Below are 15,069 nucleotides of genomic sequence, written 5' to 3'. Positions count from 1 at the left end.
GACCGACACCATGCGCTACCTGATGTTCGTGAAGGCGGACGAGCGATCCGAAGCAGGCGAGATGCCCAGCGAGCAGGACCTGACCACCATGACCGCCTACAACGAGGAACTCGTCAAGGCAGGCGTGATGCTCGACGGCAACGGCCTCGCCCGCAGCGCCGAAGGCGTCCGCGTCACCTTCGGGGACACGGGCAACCCCACCGTGATCGACGGCCCGTTCGCCGAGGCCAAGGAACTCGTCGCGGGCTACTGGCTCATCGAGGTGTCCTCCCGCGAGGAAGCCATCGAATGGGCCCGCCGCGCACCACTCGGCCCCGGCGGAACCATCGAACTGCGCCGCGTGCTCACCGAGGAGGACTTCGGCGACAACTACACCCCCGAGGTCCGCGAGGCCGAAGCCCGCATCCGCGACGCCGAAACACTGCGCCGCGAAGAATCGTCCCGCTGACAACAGGCCACAGCCCAGCCACGGCCGGCCGTGAAACGGCGCGGCGCACCTGGTTGACTCTCTCGACGTGGACACGACCGAGGTGCGCCGCGCCGTGGACGCGGTGTGGCGAATCGAATCCGCCCGCATCGTCGCGACACTGGCGGCCTGGACACAGGACATCGGCGCGGCGGAGGAACTGGCACAGGACGCCCTCGTCGCCGCGCTCGAACAGTGGCCTGCCTCCGGCATCCCCGCCAACCCAGGGGCATGGCTGCAAACCGTGGCCAAACGACGCGCCATCGACAACCTCCGCAGGCGCAGAAACCTCGAACGCAAACTCGACGAACTCGGCCGCGAAACCCCCGCCCACACCGAGCCCGAACTCCCCGACGGCGACCTCACCGACGACGTACTCCGGCTGGTCTTCACCGCCTGCCATCCCGTGCTGTCCACCGACGCCCGCGTCGCACTGACCCTGCGGCTCGTCGGCGGCCTCACCACCGCCGAGATCGCCCGCGCGTTCCTCGTCGCCGAACCCACTATGGCCCAGCGCATCACCCGCGCCAAGAAAACACTGACCCGCAAGCAGGTGCCCTTCGAAGTCCCGCAGGGAGCCGACCTCGCCCCCCGGCTGGCGTCGGTGCTGGAGGTCGTCTACCTCATCTTCAACGAGGGCTACTCCGCCACCGCAGGCGAGGACTGGATACGCACCGACCTGTGCGCCGAAGCCCTCCGGCTCGGCCGCATGATCGCCGAACTCGCCCCCACCGAACCCGAAGTCCACGGACTCATCGCCCTGCTCGAACTCCAGGCATCCCGCACCCGCGCCCGCACCGGCCCCACCGGCGAACCGATCCTGCTGCTCGACCAGGACCGCACCCGCTGGGACCGCCTGCTCATCCGGCGCGGTCTGACCGCCCTCGACCGCGCCCTCGCCCTCACCGACACCCCTGGCCCGTACGTGCTGCAAGCCGCCATCGCCGCCTGCCACGCCCGAGCCGCCACCCCTGACACCACCGACTGGCCCCGGATCGCCGCCCTCTACGCCGCACTCGCGCGGATCAACCCGTCCCCGGTGGTGGAACTCAACCGTGCCGTCGCCGTGTCGATGGCCGAGGGCCCCGCAGCCGCACTCGACCTCGTCGATCAGCTCACCGGCGAACCCGCGCTCGCCCGCTACCACCTGCTTCCCGCCGTGCGCGGCGACCTCCTCACCAGACTCGGCCGCCACGACGAAGCCCACCACGAATTCCTGCGCGCCGCCGACCTCACCGGCAACGCCCGCGAACGCACACTGATGCAGGACCGGGCACGGCAGGCACAACAACACAACCAGTGATCCATCACCCCGTGCCGGGGAGGTTCGGCCGAACCGCGACGAAGCGCGCCGACCCCGCAAACCTTTGCACCGTCTCACCGCTGACGCCACGAACCTGTCACCACCCGCGCCGAACCACCCACCGCGAACACCCGAAAGCATGGCGTGTCGCTGCTTTCGTCCTCCGAAAGACGCAACAACACGTCATGCGGCGCTGAGAACCGCCGCTGGCTGTGCTTACCGTTCCGCCATGGACACACCGCATACACAGTCGCCCACGGTCGGCATCCGCCGCCCCCGGCGACTTCTCCTGATCACGGCCGCCGCGCTCGGCGCAGGCGTCCTCACCGCACCCACCGCGATCGCCGACCCCTCAGCCGACGACTGGGCGGCGCTGCGTAGGTGCGAGTCCAGCGACCGCTACGACACCAACACCGGCAACGGCTACTACGGCGCCTATCAGTTCGACCTGCCCACCTGGCGCAGCGTCGGCGGCACCGGACGCCCCGATCAGGCAAGCCCGGCAGAACAGGACTATCGCGCCCTCTACCTGTATCGCATGCGCGGCTGGCAGCCCTGGACCTGCGCCGCCACACTCGGGCTGGCCGCCGACGCCGACGCCGCCAGCGGAACACCACCGACCCGCGCCGAGGCCGCCTACATCAGCGGCGGCACAATCAGCTCCCAGCCCGAAACGTCCACACCGGAATGGCCGGGCACCGTCTACCGCTACGGCGACTGCGCCGCACCACTGCGCACTTTCCAGCTCCGTATGAACGAACTCGGCTACGACTTCCAGGGCACCGGCTGTTACTACGACAAGACCCGGCGCGCCGTGCTCGACATCCAGCGCGCCAACGACATCTACCCGTCGGGGCTGCTCGGCCCGAAGACCTGGCACGCCGCCTGGCACGGCACCCCACCCCGCTGACGGGTATCGCGGCATCGTCACCGGGACGGCCAGCTACCCCGCTCGATCAGCAGTTCCCGCAACAGATCGGGCCGGTCGGTGACGATGCCGTGAACACCGAGGTCGAGCAACGACCGCATCCGCTCCTTGTCGTTGATCGTCCAGGTGTGGACCTCGACACCCAGCCGCTGCGCCGCCGTGATGAATGCCTTATCGACCACGGTCAGCGGGCCCTGCCGCAGCGGAACCTGCGCCAGGACACCCCGGCTGAACGACCCGAGACGAAGAAACGGCAACCACCCGTCCGCCCGCAACAACGCCGCCGACCTCGGTCCCAGCGACGTGAGCAGGCGAGGACCCGCCAGCTTCCGCAGTCGCGCGAGCCGCGCCTCGGAAAACGCCGCCGCCGCGATCCGGTCGAACGCGCGCTGCCGCCGCACCACCCGCACGAACGGCTCCACGGCCGCATCCGATTTCACGTCGATGTTGAAGAACGCGTCCGGCAACTCCTCCAGCACGTCCTCCAGCCGCGACACCGGCTCCCTGCCACCGATGCGTGCGCGCCGGACGACGTTCCACGGCTGGCCGAGGATCGCCCCCGACCGGTCGGTGGTGCGGTCGAGGGTGGGATCGTGGTGCACGACCACGACACCGTCGGCGGTGGCGTGCACGTCCGTTTCGACGTAGCGGTAGCCCTCGGCGACAGCACGGCGAAACGCGAGCAGGGAGTTCTCCAGACCCGACAGGTCACCCACGTGCCAGCCACGATGGGCGAAGGCGCGCGGCGGCGGGTCCGCGAGGTAGGGGTGGGCGGCTGTCATGGTCACAGTCTGCCCGCCGCGAGCGGCACGGGCACGAGGACGTGACGAACCCGGCCCCTTTCCCGCCACGCTCTCTTGTGGTGACCACGCCACCTTTGCGAGAGTGCCTGGCGGGGCAGAACCGACGTCGTCGAGGGGATCGCATGGGCACCACACCGTTCACAGGCTCACCGGAGGAGCTGGACCTGCGGCGAGCGGACTCCCTGGCGCGGGAGATCTTTTCCGACATCGCCACAAAGTGGGCGTTGTTGATCATAGAGACGCTGGGGGAGCGCACCCTCCGGTTCAGCGAACTGCGTGACGAGGTCGAGGGCATCAGCCACAAGATGCTCACCCAGAACCTGCGCATGCTGGAACGCAACGGCCTGATCGAACGCCGCGTGTATCCCACGGTGCCGCCACGGGTGGAGTACACGCTCACCGAACCGGGACTGGCCCTGCGCGCCACGGTGGACGGGATGTGCGACTGGACCCACCGCTACCTCGGGCACATCGAAGCTTCCCGCCGCCGGTTCGGCACGTGAGGCGGCAGGGGTTGCCCCGGCTGTCATCGATCGACGACGGCGATGGCTTCGACCTCTGCCAAAAGGCTTACGTCGGCCAGCGCGGCGACCCCGAGCCCGGTGAGCGGTGGGGTAGTGGTGATGCCGAGCTTCGCGGTCGCCGACGCGATGCCCTCGGCTAGCAGCGGCATCTTCTCGGGCGTCCAATCCACCAGATACACCGTCAGCTTCGCCACGTCGTCGAACGTCGCGCCGGCCTCGGCCAGTGCGGCGGCGACGTTGAGATAGCACTGCTCGACCTGCCTGGCCAGGTCGCCCCGCCCGACGAGGTCGCCGTCCGCATTCCACGCGACCTGGCCTGCGAGGAAGATCAGCCTCGAACCGGTGGCCACCGACATCTGGTGATGGCTGCCGGCCTGGGGCAGACCGTCAGGGTTGATCAGGGTGATGCTCATGTGCCTCCTCGTCGCGAGAGCCCCGAAGTGCTCTCCGTTGGTTACTGAGAAACCTTAGGAGACTGGGGCTGACCTGGAAAGAACGCACTTTTCGGTAACCCGGTCACCTCCTGGTGACCGTGGGGCGAGACTCGAACGGGGCCGGTCAGCCGCGGCGCGTCTCGACGCGAGGCGCGGGTGACGAACGGCTACTGTCGGGTGCGATGAGTGACAATCGGGCAGCCCAGGACACCAGCGCCATAACGTCACGTGACGAATTACCGTCGAGGGGGCGGCGCGGATCGGCGCCGGAGCATTGCGGCTGGTGCGGGCGCCGCCTCGACGCACAGGGAACAGTCGGCCGTAGGCGCCGGTACTGCGGGCACGCCTGCCGCCAGCGCGCCTACGAGCGGCGTACGGCCGTGCAGCGTGGCGGCCTGCCCGCCGATGCGGTGGTGCTGTCCGAAACCGAGGTCGCGGCGCTCCAGGATCGGCTGTTCCAACTGCGCTGCGCCGCGGAGGACATCGTCACCGCCGCGCGGGAAGGCGCGAACCCGGAGGAATTGCGCAGCCTCGCCGACGAGCTGGCCCGATCGGCGCAGGATCTCGAACGCCTGCGCTGACCGCCGACCTCGAACACAGGCGAACGCGTCGAAATCCGTCGAACCGAGTGCGCAGGCCGCCGAGTCTGAGCACAGTTGTCGAGTTCGACCACCCCTGCCGGCACGATCCCGCAACGCCGATAAGAGACATTATGTCAAGTTAAGTCCTGCGCGAGCGGTTCGGAGACCTCCCCTGGCCGCGTGACCACAGCAGGCGTCACGCGGTGTCGGTTCGGTGTGGCCGGATGCAGGCCCACACAGCCGACCTCGATGCAGTCGAGGTTCGGAAATCCGTGGGGATCAGCAACGCGAGATCGTGTGTGCCTCGCTTCGAGGAGCCGGGGTTCTCCGGCGGCTGCTTTCCAGGGCTGTGGTCGTGCGGCCCGGCCTGGTGTCGCCCCCAGAGTGTCGAGGGCTTCCGCGTGAGCGGCCGGTGCGACGATCCCGACCCGTTCCGGCCGGAGCGGGTCGGCCGGAACGGGTCTCCCCGCCGTCCGCAGCATGAAGGGTGTCCCCTCTCAGGACGTGCGGTGAACGGATGCGACCCCGAGACCTTCACCCGGGCATCGTCGGCAAGCGAGCTGAGCGATGTCGTGGCGAAGCCGTGGGCGCCGACTTACTTGATCATGGCCGGGGACCGGCGTGCCTCCGGCCCCCGGCGGTACCGTGTGACCCGAAACGTGAATCCATGTCGTGTATTGTGCAGTCCACGACATGCTCCATATCGCTACGATCGTGTTGTGGCGAAACCGGAACGGCTGTCCGACATCACGGTACGCGACGCGACACTCGAATACCTGGAGATCCTGGAACGGCGCGTGATGCGCGCTCAGCTCAGCGAGGCGACCCTCACCTCCTACCGTCGCGATCTCATCGAGTTCACCACTCTCCTCGGCCCCGAGACGGAACTGGACTCGATCGAGGCCGACGACCTCGAGATCGCACTGACCACACTCGCCAAGGCGCCCGACCGCCGTTACCGGGTCGGCTTAAAGATCGCCGAGGACGGCTCCACTCCCCCCGGCCGTGGCCCGTACTCGCTGGCGCGGTGGTTCGTCGCCGTGCGGGGCCTGTTCCGCTGGGCCGCAGACAAAGGCTACGTGCAACTGGACCCGACGTTGAAGGTCTCGCCGCCCAGGCCCCCGAGCAGGGCGGCCGGTGCGCGCGTCGGGTTGCGGCTCGACGAGGCGCTGGTGCTGCGCGGGGCGCCGACGGAGCGCGCGTCCAGCCGTTTGCGGGCCGACCAGAAGCTGAGTTTGCGTGATGAGGCGATCCTGCGGTTGCTCGTCGAGTCGGGTCCCCGGGTGTCGGAGTTGTGTGGCGCGAACCGCGGTGATATCCGGTCGCACGAGGAGACCGCAACGCCTGTGCTGCATGTGCGGGGCAAGGGGCGCAAGGACCGCGACTTGCCGCTGTCGAGGGCGACCGCCGAGGTGATCGAGCGGTACCTCGCCGAGGAGCGGCCCTCTCCCCCGGTGCCGAGTGCGGCACACGATCCGGTGGAGCGTCGCCGGATCGCCGACGCGGAGGGCGCGCTGTTCGTGTCGATCCGGGGCTGGCGGCTGTCGCCGAGGGACGTGCAGCGCATGGTGCAGCGCTACACGAGGGAGTTCCTGGGAAGGCGGGCGACTCCGCATTCGTTGCGCCACACGGCGTTGACGATCCTGGCGAGGGCCGGTGTGGACATCGCGACGGTGGCGCAGATCGCGGGGCACGCGAGCCTGTCCACCACGTCGGTGTACATGGACGACTCGATGAGCGCCGCGGCGGAGGCGATCGAGGAGTCTCCCCTGGCGCGGCCGTGACGTCCGTGAGCGGACTGGTCGCGTGGGTGGGTGTCGCCGCCGGGCTGGTGGAACGCTGCACTGGTGAAACGCTGCAGCGCGGCGACGGCATCCGGTGCCACGATCACTTGCTCCAGTAGGTCCTGCAGGTCGCGGTGGTGTATTTGGTGATGTTCGCGTCGGAGACCGCGCCGGGGCCGACCCAGTCGGAGTCCTTGCTGCCGTCCATCGTCACGGACGAGCCGTGTGAGACGGAGTTGTGCCGGTACTGCGAGTAGCAGACCTTCTGGCCGATGAGATTGGTTGTGGCACCGTGGCTCCAGATGCCGCCGCCGACACTCTCCGTGACCTGGATGGTGATGTCGTCGGCGGTGTCGTCGATCGCGTACTCGCCCCAGCCGCCGGTAGCGGTGTGCGCCTGCGCGACGACGCGGATTCCGGCATTGTTCGTCGTGGCCGTGTCCCCGGGGGTGGCGGCAGCGGCGCCGGTCGCGAAGATGGTGCTGGTGAGGGCCATCGCAACACCCGTTGTGAGGGCCATCCTGCGCAGGGGGCGCTTCATTGTTTTGTTGTCTCCTTGGTCGTGCACAACGTCAGACTTCATCAATTAATGACAATTTCGCGGTGGGCAATCGGCTGAACGGTGCATCCATGATCGACTGAGTGGCCGTGTGTCAGGTGGTTGAGGTCGGAGGGGTGTGGGCTGTGAGTGCTGCGGCTCGGCGGCCACCGCCGCGTACCCTGCGGGGATGACGGACACCGGGTTGGTGGTGGAGCGGCTGCGCGCGGCGGGGTGCGTGTTCGCTGAGGAGGAGGCGGGGTTGCTGGCGGATGCGGCGGCCGATGCGGAGGGGTTGGAGTCGCTGGTCTCGCGGCGGGTGTCGGGGGTTCCGTTGGAGCACCTGCTGGGGTGGGTGGAGTTCGGCGGTTTGCGCGTGGTGGTGGAGCCCGGTGTGTTCGTGCCGCGTCGGCGGACGGAGTTCCTCGCCGAATCTGCGGTGGCGCTCGCGGGAGCGGGCTCGGTGGTGGTCGATCTGTGTTGCGGTGCGGGGGCGATCGCGGCGGTGGTGGCGGCGAGGGTGCCCGGGGTGAGGGTGTTCGCGGCGGATGTCGATCCGGTGGCGGTGCGGTGTGCTCGGCGGACGTTGGCAGGCGCGGGGGCCGAGGTGTGGGAGGGCGATTTCGACGCGGCGCTGCCGGAGAAGTTGGCGGGCCGGGTGGATGTGCTGGTGGCGAACGTTCCGTATGTGCCGAGTGCGGCGGTGCGGTGGATGCCGCCCGAGGCCAGGGAACATGAGCCGTTGGCTGCGCTGGACGGCGGGCGTGACGGGTTGGCGATGGTGCGGCGGTTGCTCGGCGTCGCGCCTTGGTGGCTGGGCGGGGGCGGCCGGGTGTTGTTCGAGGTGGGGGTGTCGCAGGTGGATGCGGCGGTGGCGGCGGCGGAGGCGGCGGGGCTGGTTCCTGAGGTGCGCTCGTGCGCGGAGCGGGATGCCACCGTGGTGTCCGCGCTCTCCCCCTGATGCCGTGTCCGCAGCCTGTGCACGTGTGTTGGTAGTTCACGTCCGTGTGTTGGCAGTCTGCGGACGTGCCTCACTGTCGGGTGGGTGCGGCAGGTGCGGACCTGCGTTCCTGGGGTGCGGGCACGCTCGTTGCGCCGCCTCCGTTTAGCCGCTTCGCGGCCGGGAAGTCACCCCCGGACAACGGTGTCGGCGGTGTCGGCGGTGCCACGGACCTCGGGGCTGGAGCATGGTGACCTACTCGTTTCGGTGCAGGCGGTGCGGTGACTTCGACGTGCGGGCGGCGATGGGTGAGGCCGGGTCGCGGTGGCCGTGTCCGCGGTGTGGTGATGCGTCGGCGCGGAGGTTCACCGCTCCCCGCCTCCGTCGTGGTGATCCGGCGGTGTGGCGGGCGATGGAGAGTGCCGAGCGGACCGCCGAGCAGCCGGGCGTGGTGTCGGCGCCGCCGCGATCCGGGACGACGCGGGTGAGCCGGGACCCCCGGCATGCGCGTCTGCCCCGGCCGTGAACTGTCCACATTGGTGAGGGGATGTGCCATGCCTGAGGTGAAGTTCAGTGTCGATCAGTCGCGCCGGTTCGCCGAGCAGGACGTGCGCGGGCACAACCGGTGGCATCCGGATGTGCCCGCGGCGGTGACGGTGCGGCCCGGTGAGGAGTTCCGGGTGGAGTGCCGCGAGTGGTTCGACGGGACGATCCACAACGACGACTCCGCCAACGACGTGCGTGACGCGGATCTGTCGATGGTGCACCAGTTGTCCGGTCCGATCGCGGTGGAGGGTGCCGAGCCGGGTGATCTGTTGCTGGTGGACATTCTGGATCTCGGTCCGGTGCCGCAGGAGCAGGGCCCGGTAGCGGGTCAGGGCTGGGGTTACACGGGCATCTTCGCGCGGGAGAACGGTGGCGGGTTCCTCACCGACCACTTCCCCGACGCGTACAAGGCGGTGTGGGACTTCCACGGGCAGACGGCGACGTCGCGGCATCTGCCGGGGGTGTCGTTCGTGGGGATCGCCCATCCCGGTCTGATGGGGACGGCGCCGTCGGCGGAGTTGCTAGCGCGGTGGAACCGGCGTGAGGGGGATCTGATCGCGACGAACCCGTCGGCGGTGCCGCCGTTGGCGTTGCCGCCGGAGCCGCACAACGCGCTGCTGGGGTCGTTGTCGGGTGCGGAGTTCGAACGGGTGGCCGCGGAGGCGGCACGGACGGCCCCGCCCAGGGAGAACGGTGGCAACCAGGACATCAAGAACCTGTCGCGGGGTTCTCGGGTGTTCTATCCGGTGTTCGTGCCTGGGGCGAAACTGTCGCTGGGTGATCTGCATTTCAGTCAGGGCGACGGTGAGATCACGTTCTGCGGGGCGATCGAGATGGGCGGTTACGTCGATCTGCACGTGGACGTGATCAAGGGCGGTATGGAGATGTACGGGGTGGAGACACCGGTGTTCATCCCGGGCCGGGTAGAGCCGAGGTACTCGGAGTACCTGACGTTCGCGGGGCTGTCGGTGACGGAGTCCGGCGAGCAGCGGTATCTGGATTCGACGCTGGCGTACCGGCGGGCGTGCCTGCACGCGATCGACTATCTGACGACGTTCGGGTACACGCGGGAGCAGGCGTATCTGTTGCTGGGGGCGGCGCCGATCGAGGGCAGGTTCTCGGGTGTGGTGGACATTCCGAACGCCTGCGCGACGCTGTACATCCCGGTGGAGGTGTTCGACTTCGATCCCCGGCCGTCGTCGCAGGCGCCGAGGAAGGTGGATCGGGGCCAGTGTGCGGTGAGTGGCTGACCCCTCTCCCCCGCAGTGTGGCAGTTCACCTCGCCACCATGGGAGCCACGGCTCATCGGCGGGCTCGCGACGACGATCGCTGACCGGCGTGGGGCGGCGTGTCCGGGTGCGGCAGCGTCATCACCATCGTGCCCGAGGCAGGCGCCGTGGTCCCGCCAGGTGGTCCGTGAGCTGGAACTTTGGGTGGCTCACCGAGAACGCCCGATCGGCTATCTGCCCGCTTTGGCCTTGAGGTTCCCCACGACCATCGCGGCGACCTTCTCCGCAGGAACGCAGGAGTCGGTGCCTTCCGATTCCTGCTCGAAACTCAAACTCACAGTGGCCGTTACTGAAAACTCGTTCGCCAGTCCGACGGCCACAGTGCAGTGACGGTTGTCCTCGCTGTCCTTGAACGCCACGGCAGGAAACCCGGCGACCGAGGTCAATTCCCGGAAAATCGCCTTCTGGGGCTTCGTATTCGCATACTGCGCACTCAACCCCTGCCGCGACACGACACTGAAGCCAATCTGGAACCCGGCCCCGAGATTTTCCGAGTTCGACCAATCGCAGCCCGGCCCGACCGGCTCCAGATCCTTACGCTCCCCCGCCGACGCGCCCCGTCCCAACGCCTGCCGCACCTGCTCCGGCGTGAGCACCTCGCACGGGTGGCTGGACAGCACCGACTCCGGCAGCGGATCCGTCACCGCAGGAGCACCACTGTGCGGCAACCCTGGGCTGCCTGGAGAACTCGCTGAGCGGGACATCGACGCTCCAAGGTTCGGTGCCGCTTCCCCACTCTGCTCCGCTGAGCAGCCGGCGGCGACCACCACAGCACAACCGCACAGCACCGCGCCCATGCGCTTCATCAGATGAAACCTCCACCGGAGTCGGACTCGCCGCCGGAAGCGGTGATGTCACGTCCCGCCTGCTCGTCGGACTCCTGATACAGGCCCAACGCCTTGCCCAAGGCCCTGGCAAGACTCCAGTAGTAATCGACTTCGGCCTGGACGTGCACAGCGCCCGCTTTGAATGCTTCCACACCGGCATTGTTGAAACTCACGCTGGCCGGATCATCGGCAGGCGGCTGAGTCTCGCAAAGGCGTTCCGCAACACGCCTCACCTCCTCCAGATCCTCGGCCAGAGAGACCGCTTCCCGGTAGAGGCCTTCGGCGGTGGCGAGATCGAGGTCGAAGCCACCCTCCGCGCCCGGCACCGACGGCTTGCCGTCCACGATGAAATTCACGCCGTTCCACAGATTCGCCATACCACCGGCCGCACCGCCGTCACCCGGCTCCACCGACGCCCTCCGTTCGGCGCCACCGGCGGGAAGATCACCAGTTCCCTCGCTGGTTTCCATTCCTGCTCGCCCCCTCACCTCATCCGCGAACGAGCAGCATCGTAGCGTGACCGAACCCTCACCGTCCGGAAAACCGCGAGGCTCAAAAGGCCCTGCGGGGTGCGGCACCCCCACTGAGCCGCGCGTGCCGGATGCACTGACAGGCAAGGCTGCTCGCTGGATCACAGGTGTGTACCGGCGATGTCGGTGTCCGGAGTGGCAAAGCCCCTGGCAGCGCGGTTTTCGGCCGGAACCGTTCTGCACGTGCCAGGGGCCCTTGTTGTTCGCCATGCCGGGTTCCCGTCGTCACATCAGGCCCTGACGATCCCGGCCCGGCGCTCAGGAAGTGCAGACAGATGTGCACAAGGTGCGGACACACGTGCAGGAGGTGCGGACACGATTACGGGAGCATGTTCAGGTAATGGGGGCTGTGGATCAGGCCGAGGATGTTGCCGAACGGGTCGGTGACGGAGGCGGTCAGCCAGTCCTCGCTGCGCCATGTCGGGCCTTCGTGTTCGGTGGCTCCCTTGGCGAGCAGGGTGTCGTAGGTTTTCTGCACGTCATCGACATGCCAGTAGACGACGGCGCCGGACGGGTGCGGTGCCGCCGGATGCGGTGCGTAGGCGCGGGCGACGATGCCGAGTTCGTGCGCAAGGTCGCCGAGCCGGAACTCGATGTAGGCGGCGGGGCCTTCGTCGGGTTTGGCGAAGTAGGGCGGCACACCCAGCACGTCGGTGTACCACTCGCGGGCGGCGTCGAGGTCGTCGGCCTGGAACACGACGGTGGACAGTCCTCGCAACATGGGGTCTCCCTGGTTGGTGTGCTTGCTGATGAAGCCATGGTGCTGGGGTGAAGTGCTCATCCTGTGAGCACTTTTCCGCGCGAGGATGGTGATATGCGTGCGGATCGTTTGGTGGCGGCTTTGTTGGTGTTGCAGGCGCGGGGGCGGGTGACGGCGGCGCAGTTGGCCGAGGAGTTGGAGGTGTCGGTGGCGACGGCGCGCCGGGATCTTGAGGCGTTGTCGGCGGCGGGGGTTCCGGTGTACGCGCAGCCAGGGCGTGGTGGGGGTTGGTCGCTGGTGGGTGGGGCGCGCACGGATCTGACCGGTTTGACGGAGGGTGAGGCGCGGGCGGCGGTGTGGTCGTTGAGCGCGGCGGTGACGGGGGCTTCGGTGTCGCCCGCGTTGCGGTCGGCGCTGCGCAAGCTGGTGCGGGCGTTGCCGGAGCCGATGCGGGATCAGGCGCGGGCGGCGACGGATTCGGTGGTGGTCGATGCGGCGAGGTGGGGGCAGTCCGGTGACGACGGGCCGGAGTCGCTGGAGGTACTGCGGCGTGCGGTGGTGTCGCGGCGGGTGGTGCGGTTGACCTATGGGCGCGGTGAGCGGCCGAGGACGGTGCATCCGTGGGGGCTGGTGGAGAAGGGCGACGTCTGGTATCTCGTGGCGGGCACCGAGGCGGGGCGTCGGACGTTCCGCGTGGACCGGGTGCGGGCCGTGGACATCACGGACGAGCGGGCTGAGCGTCCTGAGGCGCTGGATCTGTCGCGGACGTGGGAGGAGATCGTCGCGGAGGTGGAGCGGCGGCGTTCGGGGGTTGAGGCGACGGTGCTGGTTGACCCCGGGTTCGTGTGGGTTTTGCGCAGACAGTTCGGCCGCCACTGCACTGTGGTGGACGAGGCCGGGGGCCGGGTGCGAGTGGCCGCGCACACGTCGAGGTCGGTGGCCGAGCAGCTCGCGGGGTGGGGTTCGGCGCTGGAGGTTGTGGAGCCTGAGCCGGTGCGGGTTGAGCTGGCGCGGATCGGCGGCGAGTTGGTGGCGCGCTACGGCTGAGTGCCGATCCGAGTCGCCATCAGGCTCCGGACTTACTGAGTTCGTTGGACGCCGGTCGGAGCTGTTGTTATTCGACCGTGTGACGACAGGCGACCGATGCGTCCGAGTGGTGTCGTCGGAACGGATTGCTGTCTGCCATCAGTGAACACCACCCGGAGCGCGCGCAACGGCCATTACTGTCCAGTCGCATGACGACAGTGACAACCCGTACGGTCGAATATCCGGCCGACGATCTGACGATGATCGGGTACCTTGCGCTCCCGGCCGGTGCCGAGCGCAGGCCGGGAGTCCTGATCGGACCCGAAGGGATGGGGCTCAGCGATGTCGAGCGCCGGCGGGCCGAGGCTCTGGCTGAGCTGGGGTACGTGGCGCTGGCCTTCGACCTCCACGGCGGACGCTATCTGGACGACCCGGAGGAAATGTTGGCCCGTTGCATGCCGCTGCTCGGCGAGCCTGACCGCATGCGAGAAATCGGTCACGCCGCGCTCGACGTGTTGCGTGCCGAACCTCGGGTCGATCCCGACCAGACGGCCGCCATCGGCTACGGCACCGGGGGCGCCGTCGCGCTGGAACTTGGGCGCGATGGCGCCGACCTGCGCGCGATCGGGACAGTCAACGGACTGCTCACGGGCCGACCGGGTGAGGCGGCACGTATTCGCTGCCCGGTATGGGCCGGGGTCGGGTCGGAAGACCCGATCATGCCGCCCGCGCAACGGGAGGCGTTTACCGCGGAGATGCAGGCCGCAGGTGTTGACTGGCGCCTCGTGGTCTACGGAGGAGCCCTGCACGCCTTCCACCACCCACCGGTAGACCACGCCGCGCCTCCCGGCGTCGGCTACCACCCACGGCACGCCCAGCGAGCCTGGCGTGACATCGTCGCCTTGCTCACCGAGTGCCTGCCCGTCACAAAGTGATCCTCACTCCAGCCCGCCGTTCCTTCGATCTCGAAGTGACTACTTCTGTAGTAGCAGGCTTGGCGGGCAGGGTCACCCGCGTCCGGCTGCGCGGCTGAGTTCTTCCCAGCGTTCGAGGTCGGCCTGACGTTGCTTGGCGATATCGCGGACGATGTCGAACGAGGTGCTGCCGAGGATGGCGCGCCGGGGTGGTTCGGGCATGTTCACGATGTCGTGGACGACGGCGGCCGCTTTGGCGGGGTCGTCGGAGACTCCCTCGCTCCACATCGCCGCGAGTTCGGCGCGCAGGTCGGCATAGGCGGGGTCGGGTTCGGTGTTGGTGAGGCCCTTGGTGAACAGGCCGGTGTCGTAGCCGCCCGCGTTGAGGACGGTGACGGCGATGCCGAACTGGGCGACCTCCATGGCCAGCGCTTCGGTCATCGCCTCCAGCGCGGCCTTGCCCGCACCGTAGAGGCCGACGCTGGCATGGCCGCCGACGGAGCCCATCGACGAGACCTGGAGCAGCCTTCCGCCGCCCCGGCGCCGCAGATGCGGAATCGCGGCCTTGGCCACCCAGAGTGCGCCGAAGAAGTTGGTGTCGAGGTGGGCTCTGGCCTGCTGCTCGGTGGTCTCCTCGATCATGCCGAGGAGGAACTGGCCCGCGCTGTTGAGGACGACGTCGAGGCCACCGAAGACGGCGGCTGCTTTGTCCATCGTGGACACCACGGCGGCGTGGTCGGAGATGTCGAGAGGCAGCGTGACAAGGGCGCCGTCGTGGGCTGCTGCCAGGTCGTCGAGGGGGCTGACGTCGCGGGCGGTGGCGATGACACGGTCACCGCCCGCGAGCGCGGCCTCGGTGAAGGCTCGGCCGAGCCCTCGGGATGCGCCGGTGATGAACCAGACGCGGGGCTGGGACGGGGCGGTGGTGGTCATGAC

General features: G+C 68.7%; 18 protein-coding genes. 11 read left to right on the top strand and 7 right to left on the bottom strand.

Annotated elements, in window-relative coordinates:
- Window positions 1-10 precede the first annotated feature (10 nt).
- The 3 genes from SACXIDRAFT_RS21085 (at window position 11) to SACXIDRAFT_RS21075 (ending at window position 2,679) form a co-directional block, all read left to right on the top strand.
- Window positions 11-448: a YciI family protein gene (locus SACXIDRAFT_RS21085; RefSeq protein WP_006240714.1), complete on the top strand. Its 438-nt coding sequence runs from the start codon at window positions 11-13 to the stop codon at window positions 446-448.
- A 67-nt stretch (window positions 449-515) separates the two neighbouring features.
- A complete protein-coding gene (locus SACXIDRAFT_RS21080) occupies window positions 516-1,769 on the top strand; it encodes an RNA polymerase sigma factor (RefSeq protein WP_085978669.1) in 1,254 nt (417 codons plus the stop codon).
- Between the two features lie 229 nt (window positions 1,770-1,998).
- On the top strand, window positions 1,999-2,679 hold the full coding sequence (locus SACXIDRAFT_RS21075; protein ID WP_006240712.1) for a transglycosylase family protein: 681 nt from the start codon (window positions 1,999-2,001) through the stop codon (window positions 2,677-2,679).
- Window positions 2,680-2,696: 17 nt separating this feature from the next.
- On the opposite strand, the gene SACXIDRAFT_RS21070 is transcribed toward SACXIDRAFT_RS21075, so the two are convergent.
- Window positions 2,697-3,479, bottom strand: a complete 783-nt coding sequence (locus SACXIDRAFT_RS21070; RefSeq protein WP_006240711.1) for a glycerophosphodiester phosphodiesterase family protein — start codon at window positions 3,477-3,479, stop codon at window positions 2,697-2,699.
- Between the two features lie 143 nt (window positions 3,480-3,622).
- Between SACXIDRAFT_RS21070 and SACXIDRAFT_RS21065 the strand changes: the two genes are divergently transcribed.
- Window positions 3,623-4,003 carry a winged helix-turn-helix transcriptional regulator gene (locus SACXIDRAFT_RS21065; RefSeq protein WP_006240710.1) on the top strand — a complete coding sequence of 127 codons (381 nt, stop codon included), beginning with the start codon at window positions 3,623-3,625 and terminating at the stop codon, window positions 4,001-4,003.
- A gap of 23 nt (window positions 4,004-4,026) precedes the next feature.
- Here the strand turns inward: SACXIDRAFT_RS21065 and SACXIDRAFT_RS21060 are convergent, their stop codons facing one another.
- On the bottom strand, window positions 4,027-4,437 hold the full coding sequence (locus tag SACXIDRAFT_RS21060) for a RidA family protein (protein ID WP_006240709.1): 411 nt from the start codon (window positions 4,435-4,437) through the stop codon (window positions 4,027-4,029).
- A 203-nt stretch (window positions 4,438-4,640) separates the two neighbouring features.
- On the opposite strand from SACXIDRAFT_RS21060, the gene SACXIDRAFT_RS21055 reads away from it, so the two are divergent.
- Together SACXIDRAFT_RS21055 and SACXIDRAFT_RS21050 are read left to right on the top strand one after the other, a co-directional pair.
- Complete coding sequence (locus SACXIDRAFT_RS21055) at window positions 4,641-5,039, top strand: hypothetical protein (protein WP_006240708.1); 399 nt, start codon at window positions 4,641-4,643, stop codon at window positions 5,037-5,039.
- 719 nt (window positions 5,040-5,758) lie between these two features.
- Window positions 5,759-6,823, top strand: a complete 1,065-nt coding sequence (locus SACXIDRAFT_RS21050) for a tyrosine-type recombinase/integrase (protein WP_040922314.1) — start codon at window positions 5,759-5,761, stop codon at window positions 6,821-6,823.
- Window positions 6,824-6,926: 103 nt separating this feature from the next.
- Here the strand turns inward: SACXIDRAFT_RS21050 and SACXIDRAFT_RS21045 are convergent, their stop codons facing one another.
- A complete protein-coding gene (locus SACXIDRAFT_RS21045) occupies window positions 6,927-7,364 on the bottom strand; it encodes a lactococcin 972 family bacteriocin (RefSeq protein ID WP_006240706.1) in 438 nt (145 codons plus the stop codon).
- Window positions 7,365-7,551: 187 nt separating this feature from the next.
- Here SACXIDRAFT_RS21045 and SACXIDRAFT_RS21040 point away from each other — a divergent pair, with 187 nt between their 5' ends.
- From SACXIDRAFT_RS21040 to fmdA, 3 genes are all read left to right on the top strand, one after another.
- Window positions 7,552-8,322, top strand: a complete 771-nt coding sequence (locus SACXIDRAFT_RS21040) for a putative protein N(5)-glutamine methyltransferase (RefSeq protein ID WP_040922867.1) — start codon at window positions 7,552-7,554, stop codon at window positions 8,320-8,322.
- 226 nt (window positions 8,323-8,548) lie between these two features.
- Window positions 8,549-8,827 (top strand): FmdB family zinc ribbon protein, encoded by a 279-nt coding sequence (locus SACXIDRAFT_RS22575; RefSeq protein WP_006240704.1) that lies wholly within the window; start codon window positions 8,549-8,551, stop codon window positions 8,825-8,827.
- A gap of 28 nt (window positions 8,828-8,855) precedes the next feature.
- Window positions 8,856-10,097: a formamidase gene (fmdA, locus tag SACXIDRAFT_RS21035; RefSeq protein WP_006240703.1), complete on the top strand. Its 1,242-nt coding sequence runs from the start codon at window positions 8,856-8,858 to the stop codon at window positions 10,095-10,097.
- 209 nt (window positions 10,098-10,306) lie between these two features.
- Here the strand turns inward: fmdA and SACXIDRAFT_RS21030 are convergent, their stop codons facing one another.
- The 3 genes from SACXIDRAFT_RS21030 to SACXIDRAFT_RS21020 form a co-directional block, all read right to left on the bottom strand.
- Window positions 10,307-10,942 (bottom strand): DUF3558 domain-containing protein, encoded by a 636-nt coding sequence (locus SACXIDRAFT_RS21030; protein WP_006240702.1) that lies wholly within the window; start codon window positions 10,940-10,942, stop codon window positions 10,307-10,309.
- The gene (locus SACXIDRAFT_RS21025; protein WP_006240701.1) at window positions 10,942-11,373 is read right to left on the bottom strand and encodes a hypothetical protein; all 432 of its coding nucleotides are present in this window, start codon (window positions 11,371-11,373) and stop codon (window positions 10,942-10,944) included. Before SACXIDRAFT_RS21025 ends, SACXIDRAFT_RS21030 begins: the two co-directional genes overlap by 1 nt.
- Window positions 11,374-11,812: 439 nt before the next feature.
- On the bottom strand, window positions 11,813-12,214 hold the full coding sequence (locus SACXIDRAFT_RS21020; protein WP_006240700.1) for a VOC family protein: 402 nt from the start codon (window positions 12,212-12,214) through the stop codon (window positions 11,813-11,815).
- Window positions 12,215-12,307: 93 nt separating this feature from the next.
- Here SACXIDRAFT_RS21020 and SACXIDRAFT_RS21015 point away from each other — a divergent pair, with 93 nt between their 5' ends.
- Both SACXIDRAFT_RS21015 and SACXIDRAFT_RS21010 read left to right on the top strand, forming a co-directional pair.
- Complete coding sequence (locus SACXIDRAFT_RS21015) at window positions 12,308-13,240, top strand: helix-turn-helix transcriptional regulator (RefSeq protein ID WP_006240699.1); 933 nt, start codon at window positions 12,308-12,310, stop codon at window positions 13,238-13,240.
- A gap of 188 nt (window positions 13,241-13,428) precedes the next feature.
- Window positions 13,429-14,154: a dienelactone hydrolase family protein gene (locus SACXIDRAFT_RS21010; protein WP_006240698.1), complete on the top strand. Its 726-nt coding sequence runs from the start codon at window positions 13,429-13,431 to the stop codon at window positions 14,152-14,154.
- A gap of 72 nt (window positions 14,155-14,226) precedes the next feature.
- Here the strand turns inward: SACXIDRAFT_RS21010 and SACXIDRAFT_RS21005 are convergent, their stop codons facing one another.
- Window positions 14,227-15,066, bottom strand: coding sequence for an SDR family NAD(P)-dependent oxidoreductase (locus tag SACXIDRAFT_RS21005; protein WP_006240697.1), 840 nt, complete (start codon window positions 15,064-15,066; stop codon window positions 14,227-14,229).
- Window positions 15,067-15,069 lie beyond the last annotated feature (3 nt).

It is taken from the genome of Saccharomonospora xinjiangensis XJ-54, assembly GCF_000258175.1.
Lineage (GTDB): Bacteria > Actinomycetota > Actinomycetes > Mycobacteriales > Pseudonocardiaceae > Saccharomonospora > Saccharomonospora xinjiangensis.
Note: the sequence above shows the minus strand (reverse complement) of the source record. Positions and strands in the feature narration are given on the sequence as shown.